12 protein-coding genes and 3 pseudogenes are annotated in these 16,618 nt (G+C 59.8%); 1 reads left to right on the top strand and 14 read right to left on the bottom strand.

Annotation, left to right across the window (positions count from 1 at the left end; translation table 11 throughout):
• Window positions 1–80: 80 nt before the first annotated feature.
• The 7 genes from GR212_RS22725 to GR212_RS22695 all read right to left on the bottom strand — a co-directional run bounded on the left by GR212_RS22725 (window position 81) and on the right by GR212_RS22695 (window position 7,832).
• Window positions 81–467 carry a hypothetical protein gene (locus GR212_RS22725; protein ID WP_163989738.1) on the bottom strand — a complete coding sequence of 129 codons (387 nt, stop codon included), beginning with the start codon at window positions 465–467 and terminating at the stop codon, window positions 81–83.
• Between the two features lie 50 nt (window positions 468–517).
• Entirely contained in the window at window positions 518–1,657 is a 1,140-nt protein-coding gene (locus GR212_RS22720; protein WP_163989736.1) for an ABC transporter ATP-binding protein, read from the bottom strand.
• Window positions 1,654–3,594, bottom strand: a complete 1,941-nt coding sequence (locus GR212_RS22715; RefSeq protein ID WP_163989733.1) for a glycoside hydrolase family 127 protein — start codon at window positions 3,592–3,594, stop codon at window positions 1,654–1,656. Before GR212_RS22715 ends, GR212_RS22720 begins: the two co-directional genes overlap by 4 nt.
• A 32-nt stretch (window positions 3,595–3,626) precedes the next feature.
• Window positions 3,627–4,487, bottom strand: a complete 861-nt coding sequence (locus GR212_RS22710) for a carbohydrate ABC transporter permease (protein WP_163989730.1) — start codon at window positions 4,485–4,487, stop codon at window positions 3,627–3,629.
• Window positions 4,487–5,410 (bottom strand): carbohydrate ABC transporter permease, encoded by a 924-nt coding sequence (locus GR212_RS22705; protein WP_163989727.1) that lies wholly within the window; start codon window positions 5,408–5,410, stop codon window positions 4,487–4,489. The genes GR212_RS22710 and GR212_RS22705 overlap by 1 nt, the downstream gene beginning before the upstream one ends.
• Before the next feature lie 104 nt (window positions 5,411–5,514).
• Window positions 5,515–6,756 carry an ABC transporter substrate-binding protein gene (locus tag GR212_RS22700; RefSeq protein ID WP_163989724.1) on the bottom strand — a complete coding sequence of 414 codons (1,242 nt, stop codon included), beginning with the start codon at window positions 6,754–6,756 and terminating at the stop codon, window positions 5,515–5,517.
• A gap of 68 nt (window positions 6,757–6,824) precedes the next feature.
• Window positions 6,825–7,832 (bottom strand): LacI family DNA-binding transcriptional regulator, encoded by a 1,008-nt coding sequence (locus GR212_RS22695; RefSeq protein ID WP_163989721.1) that lies wholly within the window; start codon window positions 7,830–7,832, stop codon window positions 6,825–6,827.
• A gap of 112 nt (window positions 7,833–7,944) precedes the next feature.
• Between GR212_RS22695 and GR212_RS22690 the strand changes: the two are divergent.
• A pseudogene (locus GR212_RS22690) lies at window positions 7,945–8,125 on the top strand (integrase core domain-containing protein); the annotation flags it as partial.
• A 201-nt stretch (window positions 8,126–8,326) separates the two neighbouring features.
• Here the strand turns inward: GR212_RS22690 and fhuB are convergent.
• The 7 genes and pseudogenes from fhuB to GR212_RS22655 form a co-directional block, all read right to left on the bottom strand.
• A complete protein-coding gene (gene fhuB, locus GR212_RS22685; protein WP_163989719.1) occupies window positions 8,327–10,312 on the bottom strand; it encodes a Fe(3+)-hydroxamate ABC transporter permease FhuB in 1,986 nt (661 codons plus the stop codon).
• Between the two features lie 4 nt (window positions 10,313–10,316).
• Window positions 10,317–11,186 carry an ABC transporter substrate-binding protein gene (locus GR212_RS22680; RefSeq protein ID WP_163989717.1) on the bottom strand — a complete coding sequence of 290 codons (870 nt, stop codon included), beginning with the start codon at window positions 11,184–11,186 and terminating at the stop codon, window positions 10,317–10,319.
• A 66-nt stretch (window positions 11,187–11,252) separates the two neighbouring features.
• Window positions 11,253–13,724, bottom strand: a complete 2,472-nt coding sequence (locus tag GR212_RS22675) for a TonB-dependent siderophore receptor (RefSeq protein WP_163989714.1) — start codon at window positions 13,722–13,724, stop codon at window positions 11,253–11,255.
• Window positions 13,725–13,843: 119 nt separating this feature from the next.
• Window positions 13,844–14,776 (bottom strand): FecR family protein, encoded by a 933-nt coding sequence (locus GR212_RS22670; RefSeq protein ID WP_246725880.1) that lies wholly within the window; start codon window positions 14,774–14,776, stop codon window positions 13,844–13,846.
• 100 nt (window positions 14,777–14,876) lie between these two features.
• On the bottom strand, window positions 14,877–15,386 hold the full coding sequence (locus GR212_RS22665) for an RNA polymerase sigma factor (RefSeq protein ID WP_163989708.1): 510 nt from the start codon (window positions 15,384–15,386) through the stop codon (window positions 14,877–14,879).
• Window positions 15,387–15,735: 349 nt separating this feature from the next.
• A pseudogene (locus tag GR212_RS22660) lies at window positions 15,736–16,124 on the bottom strand (type II toxin-antitoxin system VapC family toxin).
• Window positions 16,121–16,377, bottom strand: a pseudogene (locus tag GR212_RS22655) (type II toxin-antitoxin system Phd/YefM family antitoxin). The pseudogenes GR212_RS22660 and GR212_RS22655 overlap by 4 nt, the downstream one beginning before the upstream one ends.
• Window positions 16,378–16,618 lie beyond the last annotated feature (241 nt).

Below are 16,618 nucleotides of genomic sequence, written 5' to 3'. Positions count from 1 at the left end.
GGGTGCCGAAGTGCTTTATTGGGGCTCCAAATGCGCGGATGTCCAACTCGGCCATGAGTATGCTCATGAGACCGTATACGTTAACGCAGACTGATCAGAAAATCGCAAAATCGTCTTGCAAGCGGGGCGGGGTATACGTTTTTGGTCAGGCGGTTTTCCAGGGTGAGGTCGGCCAGAGCCTTCTTCAGGTCGCGGCTTTCAAGGCAAGGCGCCTTCACCTTATCGCTGGTCGCCGAACGGGCGGTGTCGCCTGCAAGCCGCTTCGAGGAATTCCTTCGGCTAGCTATAGTACAGGCTCCCGGCAATACCTCACGGCGGCAGATCGCAGTAATGCCGTCCTTGCCGCGCAGCCCCTCAAGCACCATACGAATTTTGCCCTCGGCTGAATGATGCTTGCGCGCGGCGCGGCGGATGTGCTCGATCGTCTTCTTGGCCGCAGATGTCTGCGGGCCGGATTGCTGTCTCATCTTTGCTTCCTTGAATGAGCCACGATGAGCCGAAAATCCTCTCTTCTCAATTACGTCAATTTTGTCTCAAAGGCGCTAATCCGGGACGCGAGCTCGGTCGCCGCGCGCAGCCGGTCGCCGTTTGCAGAAAACAGCCGGATACGCTGCGGATCGCAGTTAAGCCAGATTTCCTCGCCTGCTGCGAGATCGCGACCGCCGCGTTGTTCGACCGTTATGTTCTCGCCGTTCGGCAGATAGCAGTAAAGATAGCGCGTGCTGCCAAGATATTCGGCGAAATCGACCGTGGCGCGCAGCGATGTCGGTGTGGCATTGCCAGTCTCCAAATGCTCCGGGCGGATGCCGAATTTGATGGGATCTCCCTCCGCCACGCCGGCCAGCGGAGCAGCCAGAGGAATGATCGCTTCCGCCACAGCGACGCGATCCCCGGCGAGATATCTGGCCTCCACGATGTTCATCCGTGGCGAACCGATGAAGCCGGCGACGAAGAGGTTGTTCGGATCCTCGTAAACCTCCCTCGGCGTCCCGACCTGCTCGATGCGGCCATCCCGCAGCACGACGATGCGGTCGGCGAGCGTCATCGCCTCGGTCTGGTCGTGCGTCACGTAGATCATCGTGTTGCCGAGCTCGCGATGCAGCCGGGCGATCTCGATGCGCATCGAGACGCGCAGCTCCGCGTCGAGGTTGCTCAGCGGTTCGTCGAACAGGAAGGCGAGCGGCTTGCGCACGATCGCCCGTCCGATCGCCACGCGCTGCCGCTGGCCACCGGACAGTTGGCCGGGGCGGCGGTCAAGCAATGCGTCGATCTTGAGAATTTGCGTCGCCGACTTGATCTGACGGTCGATCTCGTCCTTCGGTGTCTTCGCCATCTCCAAGCCGAATGCGAGGTTCTCGCGCACGCTCATGTGCGGATAGAGCGCGTAAGACTGGAAGACCATGGCAATCCCGCGTTTGGACGGATCGAGGTCGGTCACGTCCTTGTCGGCGATCAGGATATCGCCGGCGGACACCTCTTCGAGGCCGGCGATCATGCGCAGCAGGGTTGACTTGCCGCAGCCGGAGGGGCCGACGAAAACGACGAACTCGCCGCCTTCGATGTGAAGGTCGATGTCGTGGATCACGGTGAGCGAGCCGAAATCCTTGCGGACGCGGCGAAGCTCGATCTGGGCTTTTTCGGGCGATGTGACTGTCATGGCTGTGTCCTGACCCAGACGAGCATCTCACCGGGTTCTCTGTTGTCCCAGAGGTGATAGGGTATAAAGCGCGCCTTTGCGTCTTCCAGCACCGGCTTTGCCGTGTCGTAGAGGCTGCCGTCCATATCCGGCCAGCGTTCCCGCTTGACCGGGATCTCGATCCCCACGGCCTTGCCAAGATCCTTTGCCGGCGCGACGCCGGCATCCGCGATATCGGCGGGCAGTACAAGGCCATTGAGGCCTGCGGCGTTGTCGGTTTCCTCGACGCAATAGATCAGTGGTCCACGGGCGAGCGCCGCACGACCGAGATCGGCCTTGACCGCCGGATTGGCGCGCAAGGCGCGAACCGCCATCGGCAGGTCCAGGACGATCGTCTCCCCGCCGCGCCACCGACGGCTGAGCTGCAGATAGCCTTCGCTCTCTATGGAGGCTGCATCGATCACCTCGCCATCGACGGTGAGCTTTGCGCCGTCGCACCATGACGGAACACGCAACGCGAGCTTGAAAAATGCCGGAGCATCGACGGAGACGGTAATCTCGACCTTGCCGTCCCAGGGATATTCGGTCTTCTGCGCCAATGTAACGATGCCCGAACCGACCGTCAGCCGTGCCGTGCTTTTACCGTAAAGGTGGATGGCGACCCCATCGGCTGAGACGGCGTACATATAGGTGCCGATCGAAGCGACGGTGCGGGCGATATTCGGTGGGCAGCAGGGGCAACGATGCCATGTCCAGCGATGGTGCGCGCCGCGGCTTTCAAGCGGATTATCGTAGAAGAAGGTGGTCCCATCGGTCGCAAGCCCGGAGAGCGCGCCGTTATAAAGTGCCTGCTCCATGATGTCTGCGTAAAGCCGGTTCGGCCCGCGCCCGAGCATGCGGCTGGCCCACATGGCAAGGCCGACGGAGGCGCAGGTCTCGGCATAGGCGGTCTCATTCGGCAAGTCGTAATAGTCCGTGAAGCCTTCGTTGCTCGCCGCGGGCCCGATGCCGCCGGTGACGTACATTTGCTTGGCGGTGAGATCCTTCCAGAGGATTTTCAGCGCATCCGTCAGGCTGTCGTCGCCGAATTCCGTCGCAACATCAGCCATGCCAGAATACAGGTACATTGCCCGCACGGCATGACCGATGACCTTGGTCTGTTCGCGGACTGGCAGATGCGACTGGTTGTATTCGTAGTTCTTATGCCGGAACTGCTTGCGGTCGTCCCTCTCCACGGCCTCGATGTCGAAATAGTGTGGTTGCTTTCCACGCTGCTCCACGAAATAGCGGGCAAGATCGAGGTAGCGCTGCTCGCCGGTCGTGCGGCCAAGCTTGATCAGCGCAAGCTCGATTTCCTCATGGCCGCAATAGCCAGGTTTCTGTCCTGGGCGGGGACCAAAGACGCTGTCGATATGGTCGGCATAGCGGCACATGACGTCGAGGAGTGTGCGCTTTCCTGTTGCATGGAAGTAGGCGACAGCAGCCTCCATCAGATGACCGGCGCAATAAAGCTCGTGACAATCGCGAAGGTTCTTCCAGCGCTCGCCGGGCTGTATGCGGATGAACCATGAATTCATGTACCCATCCGCTTGCTGCAGTTTCTCAAACATGGCGATGACGGAATCCATCTTCGCCTCAAGATCCGGATTGGACTTCCGGTAAAGGGCATAGGCAGCGGCCTCGATCACCTTGGCGACGTCGGAATCCCAGAACATCTGCACATTCGTCGTGTCGGGCGAGCCATCGGGCCTGGTGTGGAAGGGCATCCGGACTTCCGGCACCGGCCTTTCGGGATCGATCTGGTCGAACATGCCGGCAGCAACGCAGCGATCGTAAAGGATCATCACGGTCTTGTCGGCGACGGCATCGATCCGTTCACCCCAGAAGCCGTGCACGTCGACGTCAGGAACTGCTGGTGGGCGAAAGCCGCTTGCGGCGTGGTTGGCGAGAGATGTCATGATTAACTTGTCCATTCAGCTTGCGAGTTGAGTTATTTCACGGCGCCGGCGGTCAGGCCGCGGATGTAGTAGCGTTGAAGAAGGAGAAACAGCGCGAGACACGGCGCCATCATCAGCGTCACGCCCGATTGTACGGCACCCCAGTCGATGGTGCCGAACTGCCCGGAGCGGACAGCGGCCATCAGGACCGGAAGCGTGTATTTTTTCTGATCCGTCAGCAGGATCAATGCGGCGAGGAATTCGTTCCATGATGCGAGAAACGCGAAGATCGCGACGGTCGCCACGCCCGGCAGCACCAGCGGCAGCATGATGCGGCGCAGAACCGAGAAGATCGAAGCTCCATCGACGCGGGCGGCATCCTCGATTTCCTTTGGAACGGCATCGAAGGCGTTGCGCATCATGAAGATCGAAAACGGCAGCTGCAGCGTTACATAGACGAGGACGATGCCGGTCAGCGTATTTTGCAGCCCGAGCTTGGTCAGGATCAGGAAGAGCGGGGTCAGGATCGACTGAAACGGGATCATGACTGTCGAGATGATCAGCACGAACAATGCGTTCTTGAACGGGAACCTGAAGCGCGAGAAACCATAGCCGGCAAGCAGACTGACGATGACCGAGACCACGACAGTGGCCGCCGAGACGATGAGGCTGTTTCCGGCATAGGTCCATATACCCGAGCCATATTGAGCGAGGTTCTCATAGTTCTGCAGGCTCGGGCCTGCGACTGGCCACGGCGGCAAAGGCGGCTGCCTGGCCTCGATCGACGGCTTGAAACTGACCAGGATGCTCCACGCGAGCGGTGCCAGGAACAGCAAGGCAGTGATCGCACCGAAGGCATGATAGCGAATCTTGCTAACCAGGTGGCGTTTGGAAGACGCGTAGCTTGCGGCCATCACATGCCCTCCGGGTTTCGCAGTAGTCTGAGCTGAACGACGCTGATGACGACGAGTATGGCGAGCAACACCATCGACAGAGCCGCGCCATACCCGAGATGGAAGGACACGAAGGATTGGCTGAATATCCAGTAGACCGCTGTCACGGTGCTGGTCTGTGGGCCGCCATCGGCGATGATATAGAATTGGTCGAAGGCCAGCATCGATCCGGAGACCGAGAGGATCAGCGCGAGTGCGATTGTGCGCCGCATCAGCGGCAGCGTGATGCGGCGGAACCGCTGCCAGGTCGATGCACCGTCCATGCGGGCTGCCTCCTGCACCTCGCTGGAGATGCCCTGAAGCCCGGTCAGCAGGATAATCATATTGAAGCCGGCAGTCTTCCAGACGACCATGATCAGGATCGACCAGAAGGTGGTGTCGAAATCGGCTAGCAGATTGACTCGCTTGGCGGTTAACCCGAGATACTGTGCGGCTGGCGAAAACAGTCCTGCGTCGACATCGAGAAGCCAGGCCCAGAGCAAGCTCGCCGAGCCGAACCCGACAACGACGGGCAGAAAGAAGGCGGTTCGATAAAGCTTGATAAGCGGGCGCGGTTTCTCAGCGTAGATCGCCAGCGGAAAGGCGACCGCAAAAATCGCGATTGTGACGATCACGGTATAATAGACTGTGAACCGCAGCGACGCCCAGAACTGTGCGTCCTTGAGAAGATGCGCGTAGTTGTCGAACCAGATGAACTTCGGTTTCCCGAGCAATGGCCAGTTATGCAGTGACATCCAGAAGGACATTCCAAGCGGGATGACGAAGAATATCGCAACCAAAATGAGGGCGGGAACGATGAACAGAAGCCCGGCCAGCTGCTGTCGCCGCAGTCTGGTGCTTTTGCGTCGCGCTGTGCTTGAAGGAAGCGGCTTGGGATATGTCATTGGGATATTCCATGTGGAGAGCCGACATCGGGGGAAGCCCGGGCGCGCAACTACCCGCCCGGGCGAGCATCAGAGTCAGGAGGGAACTCAGATGCTTCAGAGTGCTAGTTCGCCGAGTCCAGGATCGACTGCATGTTCTCCTGCGCCTTCGCAATCGGAGCATTGGCGTCGGGCCCGAAGAAGGCCTCGTTCAACATCTGCTTCCAGGGGCCAGTGTTGCTATTGATGATGTCGTTGTAGACCGGCGACGACGGGGTTCGGCCGATTTTCATGGCTTCGGTCGCGACCTGGTAGCGCTGATCGAGCGACTTGACCGCTTCGGCGGCAACATCCGCACGGGTCGGCAGGCTGCCGCCCTTGGCGAGTAGCGTCTGGCCGTCGATCGAATAGACGAACTCCAGGAATTCCTTGGCGGCCTTCAGGTTGTCGCGCCCGGCCGTGACGACAAAGTTGTCGCCGCCGCCAAAGGATGCCTTGCCGCCGGTCTTGCCGGGAATGAAGGTGACACCGAAGTCGACGGATGGATAGTTCTTCACCAGGTTGCCGATGGCAAAGGCGCCAATCGGCGATATGCCGATCTTGTCCGTCGCAAAGCCGCCAAAGAAGTTCTTTCCGGAATCCGTCTTGGCGCTTTCGGGAACGTATCCCTTGGCCACCATGTCGCGGTAGAAATTGATGGCGTCGTGCATCTGCGGGGAATCCAGGGTGGCCTTCTTGCCATCGTCAACGAGGATGTCTCCCCCGGATGCCCAGATCAGTGGCATGAAAGTGAAGGCATTGCATCCACCGCAGGCGCCGGAAAAGTAGAAGCCGTGGATGTCGCCACCGAGTGCGTTGACCTTCCCGGCTGCATCTTCGATTTCGGCCCAGTTGGCCGGTCCTTTGTCAGGATTGAGTCCTGCCTGTTTGAAGAGATTCTTATTCCACAAAAGCACGGAGGCATCTGCCGACATCGGCAGTGCATAGATGCGGCCGTCATAGGTACCGGCGCCAACATGTGCCTTTGAGAGTTGGTCGAAATACGGTAGGCTCTTGGCCAGATCCGTCAGGTCTTCGAGTACGCCCGCCTTGGCAAAGGACGGCGAATAGACGAGATCAAGGGAAACGAAATCCGGCGCGGAGCCGCCGGCTGCAGCTGTGGCGTATTTCTGGACCATCTGCTCAGATGGGACGATCTGCAGCTCGATCTGCGTCTTATGCGAGTCGTTGAACGCCTTGATCAGTGCCGGCATGAAGGCTTCGCTCGTATTGCGCGCCCACATGGTCAGTTTCTCCTGTGCAGAAACCGTTGTCGACAGAATGCTCAGCGCCGTTGCGGCGAGCGCCGCGATCTTAAGCAGCTTCATAATGGGTCTCCTCCCTTGAAAGCTTGTTTTAACGCATGATCTTCGTCTGCCAGGTCTCCGCTAAATCCTCACGAGCCACGGATAACCAGTGTGCAGGGCAACTTCGAAACTCCTGGTTCGACGATCTCCCCATTGACGAGGCGGACAAGGGCTCGACCAGCCTGTCGGCCGAGCTCCTTGAGGTTCATGTCGACCGTTGTAAGAGGAGGGCGCGTCTGCTCGGCGACTATTTCCCAGTTGTCGAACCCGACAACTGAGACGTCGTTGGGCACTCCCACATCCTTTTCGCGAAGCGCATCGATGACGCCGCGCGCGATCTGATCATTGCCGCAGAAGATACCATCCGGCGGGTTCTCTTGAGACCAGAGCTTTTCCACCGCCTCACGGCCCCATTGCTCCGACCAGGCGCCCGTCAATATCTGCGCCTCGGAAGGCGTCATGCCCGCAGTTGCAAGCGCATCCCTGAATGCGTGGGTTCGCTCCTCGACGACCTTGAAACTGGCCGGCCCCGTTACATGGACGAGCCTCCGGCGACCCTTGTCAAACAGATGATTGACCGCGTCACGGGCACCTTGCCGGTCATCCGGAACCAAGGCCACGGCATCCGCGGGACCTGTCATCAAGGCGTAAACGATGGGGATGGGAAGATGTGACAGATCCACGGGCAGCGGCTTATCAATGCGCCGTCCGGTCGCAATAATGCCGTCAACCTGTTTATCGAGCATCGCATCGACATGGAGTTTTGCTAGATCGGGGTTGTCTTCTATCGCACAGAGGAACACCGAGACGCCGTGATCGATGAGACCCTCGGAAATGCCTGCCATGACCGGCAAGGTGAAACGACCATAAGTGTCATTTGTCAGCAGCCCAACCGTGAAGCTACGCTTGCTCAAAAGGCTTCGAGCAAGGGCATTCGGACGAAAGCCGAGCTCTTGGGCAACTCTCCGAATTCTCGCCCGGGTCTCAACCGACATGCGGCCGGTATCGTTCAACGCCTTGGACGCGGTCGCGATGCTGACGCTAGCCGCCGCCGCAACATCATGAATGGTAATACGTCCAACGTTTGTGCTCGACATCAATCGCCCATTGGGAAAACGGTTTCTCATGCTTTTATAGCAGGTTTTCCGAATGAGAAAAGGGTTTCTCAAAGAATTTTTGCGCTAAGTTACATTTGGCTAGATAGCACCCAACGCCTATGTCGAACGCTCCAATCCAAACGTTGCATGAACGGCTTCATCTTTATATTTTTGACAGCATAACGAAGGTGCAGGAGATCGCCACAGCGTGGCTTTGGACATGCAACCATGAGCGTCCCAACAAGGGCATTGGCGGCGTCACATTCGCCCAGAAACTGAAAATGGCTGCGTGATTTCTCCAGCCAAACCCGGTTAAAACGGGGAGGATTAAGGCGTCAGTCGCCTTAAAAATCTGTTCTTGAAGCTATCAGTATTGCGACACTCTGATAGTGTTCACATCGCGTTTATTGGCGCGCACGACTTTATTTCCATATTGGCAGGGGAACTGATGCACTGCCGGCAACGATATTCCATGAAGTATCTAACTCGAAGCGTCAGCTTTTTCGTGCCCACAATATCCAGATGAAAAACGGCGCACCGATCAGGGAAGCCGTCAATCCGGCAGGCATCTCGTAAGGGAAGAGCAACGTTCGGCTCAGCCAATCTGCGGCGAGCATGATGACGGCACCGATGGCTGCTGCGCCGAAGAGCTGCGCCGTCGGTTGCCGAATGCCCCAATGCACGACGAGCCGGGGTGCCATGAGGCCGACGAAAGCAAACGGCCCGACGATGAGCGTGGCTGCTGCGGCCAGTGCGGCAGCGAGGAGAACCAGCGTGAACAGCGCCCGCTGCGCATGAAGTCCCGCAGCCCGTGCCGCCATATGCCCTAGCGGCAGGAGGTCCAGCCAACGCCGCAACAGCGGCACGACGGCGAAGAAGGCAAGCGCCAGAGCAAGGCCTGTCAGCGCCTGGCCGGCATTGACCTGATCAGTCGAACCGGCCATCCATAGTTTCAGGTTCTGTAACGGCGGCGCCCCCGTGGCAAGCGCGGCCACCACGATGGCGTTTGTTAGCGCCGCGATCGCGACACCGCTGATAAGAAACCGATCCGAGTTGAAGCTTGTGCTGCGTCCAAGCGCCAGAAGGGCCACGGTGACCGTGACGGCGCCGCCGCACATCGCGGCAAACTGCCAGCCGGCTCCGGCAGCTGGAACAAGAAGCGCAAGGATGACAAGCGCCAAGGTCGCCCCTCCGCCAAGACCGAGGATTTCCGGACTGGCTAGGTCGTTACCCGTGATGCGCTGGAGGATGGCGCCTGAAAGTGCGAGCATCGCACCCGCCGCCGCCGCGCCGGTTGCACGGGGACCGCGCCAGGCAACAAGGCCATCCAACTGCTCTGGACTTGCCCAGTACCAGCCGCCGATGCCTTTCCCCAGGTTCAGCGTGATCATCGCCATTATCGTCAGCAGGCCCACCGCGCCGAGGACGATTACCCAAGGGCGCCTGTTGCGCGCCGTCATGTTGATGCCTGAACTTGGTGGATCGGCCGGAAGCGAGCCGCGCAAAAGCATGGCAAGCAGAACCGGCGCGCCGATCAGCGCGGTCGCGGCTCCGGTCGGGAGCCATTCGCGTCCGCCGCCGGCACCGAGTAGAAGACATTGATCCGTCGACCATAGCAGACCGGCGCCGATCATGGGTGCATAAACGATCTGTTGGCGCAGTGTCCTCGCGCCGGCGAAACGTGCCATCGCAGGGGCGATCAGGCCGATGAAGCCTATGACGCCGACCGTGCAGACCACGGAAACGGAGAGATAGACCGCGATCACGAGTCCCGCCAGCCGAGTCCAGACCACGGGCAGGCCGATGCTGCGTGCCGCCGCGTCATCGAGCCCGAGCAGGGTCAACGGGCGAGCGAGCACGCCTAGGGCTGCAGCGCAGCAGGCGAGACGCGGTAGAAGCGTTACGACCGTGCTCCAGTCGTTCTGGCTGAGCGAGCCGCCTCCCCACAGATAAAGGGAAAGGTCATAGGGATTGGCATAAAGCAGCAGCACGGAGCTCACAGACCCGCAGATGAAGCTGACGATGAGACCGGCAAGGATCAACGCCCCTGGTGCGAGGGCGCGCCGCCAGGATAGGGCAAAGACCAGCAAAGTCGCAACCGCGCCTCCGGCAAAAGCGGTTAGTTCACGGCTGCCGCCGAAAAGGCCCGGAAACAGGACCGTGCCGGTCGCAAGCGCCAGATAAGCGCCCGCCGATGTGCCGAGCGTTGCTGGTTCGGCCAATGGATTGCGTGCGATCTGCTGAAATACGGCGCCCGCAAGAGCGAGGGCCATGCCGGCAAGAATGGCCGTGATCGCGCGCGGCAATTGGCTGTAAAGGGCAACGAGCTGTCGAGGATCGGTGAAGTCGGGATGCGTGAGCGCGCGCTGCCACAGCGGAAGCGGCAGCTCCCGTTCGAGCCCGCGTAGCGACAGCGCCGCCGCCAGCATGATGAGGCCAAGGGCTGGAATATGACGTTTCAGAGCAAGGGTTTGTTTCATCCGTTTACCTGTCGACGGCCGCGGCGATCGCCGCGGCAATTCTCGTTGCCGAGGGTAGGCCGCCATAAGCCCATAGCGACGGCAGCGACATGGCTCGCTTGCCGCGGACTTGCGGCAGGTTTTGCCAGAAGAATCCAGATCTGATGGAGGCCACATCGACTTGGGGGAGGGCGAAATAAACCAGGATTGCCTCGGGGACGGCGGCGAAGGCTTCCAGCCCTACGACCGACAGTCCCCAGAAATCAGCCTTGCCCGTCCAGGCGTTGCTGATGCCGATCCGATCCAGAACTCCCTGGACAAGACTACCCTTGCCGAAGACCGCCGCATGGTGTTCGTCCTGCAGTTGAACGACGAAGACCGGCCGCTTTGTCTTGCCTACCAGGGACAGGCGCAGCTGCTGGAGAACGGTTGCGGTCGCTCTGCGGAGCTCGGCCGCCTGCTCCTGCGCGGCTATCGCCTTACCCAGCAGCGACGTCGCCTCTTCCGCCATGGCAAGGGGCTCGTCCTCGGTCCCGTAGATCGTAAATGTGTGTACGGGGGCAAAGCGCTCGAGTGACGAGCGCATATAGGCTTGGGCCGAGTTGATCACGATCAGGCTTGGCTTGAGCGCGTATAGCGCCTCGGCATTAGGTGCCAGCCGCAGCCCGACATCGACTGTTTCGGGCCGCGCGCATTGCGCATCGCCAACAACCTTGTTGTAGGCGTCGCGCTCGGCCAGACCCGTTGGCGGACTGGCCATGGCGATCATCGTTTCCGCCGCGCCCCAGTCGAGTGCGACGACGCGCTGGCTTGCGGCGAGACCAGCGCCGTTGAAAAGGCAGGCGAGCGCTCCGGCACCGGCAAGCTTCAGCACGCTGCGCCGGCTGGTTACCACGACGCGACGCCCGGTCTCTTTTCCGGCTTGTGCACATTCCAGGTCTGGGGCCGCGTGCAACGCGGCTTACCAGCGATAACTCAAGGTCGCCAGTACAGTCCGGCCGGTGCCGTATTGGCAGGCGGCGGCGCTCTGGCAATAGGCGACATAGTTTCGGTTGAAGAGATTGCGCCCCGTCACCGCCAGCTGAAGCCCCTGCAGTTTCGGATTTCTGGTGCCGAAATCATACTTCACCGACGCGTCGAACAAGGTGTAGCTCGGCACCTTGGACGGCGTGTTTTCGTAGCCGCTCAATCTCCAGACGTTGTTGTTGGTGCCATAGGTCCAACCGACATAGCGTATGCCGCCGCCGAGGCTGAGGCCGGCGAGAGGTCCGTTGTCGAAGGTGTAGTTCCCCCATAGCGACGCGGCATTGCTGGGGATTCCGGACGGATGCTTGCCGACGTCGATGTTGTAAGCCGAATCCGTCTCGTTGGCTTTCGTCACGACATTGTCCAGATAGGTATAGGCGGCGACGAGATCGAGATTGTCGGTGAGGCTCGCATGCAGTTCCATTTCGGCTCCGCGCGAGCGGATTTCGCCGCTCTGGACGCTGAAGTTGGCATGGATGGGATCGGCCGTCAGGACGTTCTGTTGCGTCAGGTTGAAGAGGGAGACGGTCGCAAAGCTGTTGAAGCCCGTCGGCTGATATTTCAGGCCGACTTCGTATTGCTCGCCTTTGGTCGGTTTAAACGCAGCCCCGGAATAGCTCTGGCCGATCTGCGGCTGGAAGGAGGTCGCATAGCTGGCATAAGGCGCCAGGCCGTTGTCGAAGAGGTAGACGAGACCCGCCCGCCAGGTGAAGGCACGATCGGATTGCCTGGTGTCCGTATCGTTGATCCGGTCGTAATCACGGGAGTTCGTCCAGTCCTGGCGTCCTGACACCATGAAGCGCCAGTTCTCGAAACTGATCTGATCCTGGCCATAGGCGCCGAGCTGGTTCATGACGGCATCGTCGCTTCCCGTGGCAGCCGGCTTGGCGATATCAGCACCATAGTTCGGGTCATAGGCATCCAGGCCCGGAGTGGTGAAGAAGTTCGAACCGTAGAGTTCCCGGTAATTGACGCGCTGGTAGTCAAGGCCGACGATCGCCTTGTGCGAAAGTGCTCCTGTATCGAAATCGGCTTCGACCTGATTGTCAGTCGTAAGCTGGCCGAGACTTTCGTCATTGAAGAAGGAGTAGCGGTTAAGCGTCCGGCCATCGGCCGCAAACCCGTTGGCAAAGACGTTCTTAAGATCGTCCTTGAGGTGAGTGTAGCGAAGATTGGAGCGTATCGTCCATGTATCATCGAACCGGTGCTCGAACTGATAACCGACATTATATTCCTCGCGTGAGTGACGATCAAATCCGGGTTCTCCAGGGTTGAGTGAGGAGGAAATCCTGCCGTTTGGATTGGCAAGCACGGTGCCGAGCGCCGGCACGAAATTATAATAGCCTGCCTCTGGATCATCCTGATAGCTGGACAGCATTGTCAGCGTAGTGTCCGCATCGGGTTGCCAGGTAAATGCCGGGGCAATGGAAAATCGGCGTTCCTTGGTGTCGTCGACCTGGGTGTCGCTGTTCCGGAAGGTGCCGGTCAGACGATAGAGGAATGCATCTGTGGATGGCGCGGGGCCGCCGAAATCGAAGGCCGTTCCGGCATATTTGTGGCTGCCGACAGTCGCCTGCACCTCGCCGAAAGCATCCTGTGTCGGCTTCTTGCTGACGAGATTGACGAGACCGCCGGGATAGGTCTGTCCATAGAGCACTGAGGCGGGCCCGTGCAGTATCTCGATGCGGTCGAGATCATAGGGCTCATAGGATGGCAGGTTGTAGGCAACGTTGGGCAGGCGCAGGCCGTCGAGATATTTTTCCATCTGGAAGCCCCGGCCGGTCAAATATTCGAAACCGGACATATTGACGCCGCGCTGCTCGGCGACGACGCCGGAACTGTAGCTGAGCGCCTGAGCAACACTTTGAGCGCCCTGGGCATCCATCTGCTTGCGCGTGACGACGGAAATGGCCTGCGGCGTCTCGATGATCGGTGTATTCGTCTTTGTTCCTGCGGCGCTCTGCGTCGCCACATAACCAACGGTGCTGTCGCCGCTTCCATGGACGGTGATCGGCGCCAGCGCCGTTGCTCCGTCGGTCGTGCCAGTCGCATCTGGGGCGGCACCTGCGCTGATGGTCACTTTAGTCGCGCCGGTAAATCGGAAGCTCAGCCCCGTACCGGCCAGCAGCCTTGTGAGCGCAGCTTGAGGTGAGAGCTTGCCTTTGACACCGGCCGTGCGCAGCCCGCTTGTGATCGACGCATTGTAGAGGACCTGGATACCGCTGGAGGCGCCGAAACTGGTCAATGCGCTGTCGAGGCTGCCTGCGGCGATGGAGTAGCTTGTCGTCGTCTGCGCGCAGGCGATGGTTGTCGACGCAAGAACGGCTACGAGGGCGGTGCCGCCCGGAAGGCTATGAAAACAATTGAAAAGTCGCGCCCGACCGAGCCAATAGGTAAACTGCAACATGTAACGCCCTCAATGCGATCAGCCGCGCAAATCTCCCGCGGCACCCATTGAAGAAAACGATCACAAATCGCGAACCCGAAATTCAATTCGGTTTTTTCGCGGATTTTTTGCGGATAATGTTAAAGGAGCACGACAACACTGCCGGGCAGGCTGACGCGCCGTGCACGCAGCGTGGCCTCAAGGTGCGACAAGACCTCTTCCGGCCGATCGAGGTGGAAGACACCCGAGATGCGTCTCGCCTGCAACGAGCTGTTGGCGATAATGATCTTGCCACGGCGATGCCGGTTGAGATCGGAGACGACGTCCGCAACCGTACGGTTCTTGAACACCAGCAATCCATTGCGCCATGCCGCAGAGGTTGCGATGTCCGCCTTGGTCTTTTCACTCAGGCCGTCTACCGAATAGTTAACGGCTTCTCCCTGGATCAGGTCGTCACGTCCACGACATTCGACACCGACATGGCCGCGCAAACACTCCACGGAGACCTCGTCCGTTGCGAGGCTGACGGCAAAGGATGCATCCGTACCCATCGTCCGTCCGTTTGCCGCCGAGACGGCGAACGGCCGCGCAGAATCATGCGTGACGTCAAAGACCGCAGCGCCCGCGACAAGGCTTGCCTGTCGCTCTGTTTGCGAGAAGCGCAAAGACAATGCCGTGCCGCCATCGAGCGCCGCGGTCGACCCGTCGGGCATGCGGATGGTGCGTTGTTCGCCGATCGCGGTCGTATAGTCGGCGAGCAGCATGCCCATCGAAGGAATGAAGCCAAGCTCCGTCAGGCAGAATACAGCTCCGGCGGAACCAGCCGCAAGGCTACCGGCAGCCAGAAACCGCCGTCTCGTGACGGCGGTGTGAGGCCTGGCTAACTGCGTTTCCAGCGCCGGTCCAAGCCTGTTCCAGGTCTGCGCCGCGTCCTGGAACGCGCTTTCATGTGCCGGGCTTTCCGCGCGCCAGCGCTTAAGAGCATTCGCATCCGCAACCGTCGCGTCGCCGGATGTCAGCCGGACGATCCAGGTCGTCGCTTCTTTTTTCAGAGCGTCGATATCCTGGTCCAAATCCCGATCCCTTGCCAAAATGAATTCATGGATGCGCGCACATCCCGTGCTATTAACGCTTGAAAATTGAAAAGTCGAAAGGCCGCGCCGGCCCGGTCGGTCAAATTCTGTTCTTGTCGTCCAGCCGCCGACGGCAATAGTCGCAAGCCTTGCGGATTTCCAGCTCGACGGTACGGACCGAAAGGTCGAATTCCTTGGCGATTTCGGCATGGGGACGCTGCTGCAGCCGGCTGGCGGTCAACATCCGCCTTTGGCGCGCCGGAAGTTCGTTGATGATTTCCATCAGGCAACGAAGCTGATCGCGGTCCTGGGTGATCTTTTCGGGCCCCGCTTGCTGGTCGGCAACGGCCAGCAGATCGGCTACTTCGCGTTTCCCGAGCCGGCGGCGCTCCGCTCTGCCGTGATCGAGCGCAAGGGTGCGGGCAATGCGCATGAGATAGGGGATAGGAGCCGCAATGGCTGCCGCGCCGTTCCTGGCGAGTTTGATCCACGCTTCCTGAAACAAATCGTCGACATCTTCGCGGGATTCCGCTTTCGAGCGCAGATAGCGGCGCAGTTGGGTCTCATGACTAGAAAAGATCGCCAACAGTTCATCGTTGTAGTCTGTCATGAAGGGGTCCCGAGCGGCGCCCTCGTCCGCGTCGCGACACCAATAGTACGCAGAAGTTCCTCTGGCAATAGTGGATTATTATAATCCAGTTTCGAGCGGCGCCGTCATGGCCTGAGAGGGTGATCGGGTTGGTCAGCGCTGGCGCGGGCTACAATATCCAGAACATTGCCGATGCTGCTAATCCCCGTTCGTCGGATCAGGAAGCGAGGAACTGGTAACAGTATTACTTCCACATAGAGCATGGAATAAGCATCCTGTAATGACCGCTGGTCGTCTCTGCGAAGCAATGACTTAATGTGTCGATCGGCTACGACACCTCATGCGGTTTCACACCGCCGCTTCGGCTGAACTATCTCTGTAATGCAGAGCGGACGTCAGTTTGCACAAATCTGCGCCCACATAGAGCAATGGGCAATCGTGCTCAGTGGCAATGGCATAAGCGAAGCAATCGCCATAATTCGGAGACGCCGGATGAATACCTTTGCCCCATCTGCCATAAGCATCGGCAATCCGGCGGGCCGAAGCCGCCGTTACCGACACGATCTCGAAGCCCAGGCCGGAAATCAACGCCCCGACCTCCTCACCGACATTGCGCCGACCGGAGACAATCAGCGCCTCGGCGACGGTGCCTGCCGAAATCAGCAGTTGCTTGGCCTCCTCGATAGCGGTCATGCACGCTTCGCCCTGAAGCTCGCCCAGCACGATCGCCATAAGCGCCGACATATCAACCGCGATCATGCCGGCATACCGTCATCGCCATAGAGAAAGTCCTGACTATGTGCCGCGTCCGGTCCCGGCAGCGCCTTGCCGACTGCGGCGGCGCGAACTCTCTCCATCAACGTTCGCCGACCCTTCGAGCCGGGTGCTGCAGCCACGGCGACGAGACCCACAATCTCATGGCCGTGACGGTTAGGATAACCTCATCTCAGGCTTCGGTCCGCTTCACCAGTCCGGTGAGGTGCCCCTTGGCATCACTGACAGATACGCGCATCGCGCGGACTCCTTCGAATCCTGATATCTTACCCCCCAAAATGGTCCGTGACATGGTCCAAGTCAACGATGGAGTGAGAGCGACAGAGTACGGCCGGGAAAGAGGCGAGCTTGTGCGGGTCGAGAGAGTGTTGCGCAACTCCTCCTTACGCATCTCGAACGCGGCCAGCGCATCGATGCCGCTACGTTGCGCGACGGTTCCAACCTGTTCAGGAACGCCAGCCTCGACGATGTCCGACACG

The organism is Martinezella lusitana (genome assembly GCF_010668395.1).
In the GTDB taxonomy this organism is placed as follows: Bacteria; Pseudomonadota; Alphaproteobacteria; order Rhizobiales; family Rhizobiaceae; genus Rhizobium; species Rhizobium lusitanum_A.
The sequence above is the reverse complement of the archived record's forward strand: the minus strand, read 5'-3'. Positions and strand labels throughout refer to the sequence as shown.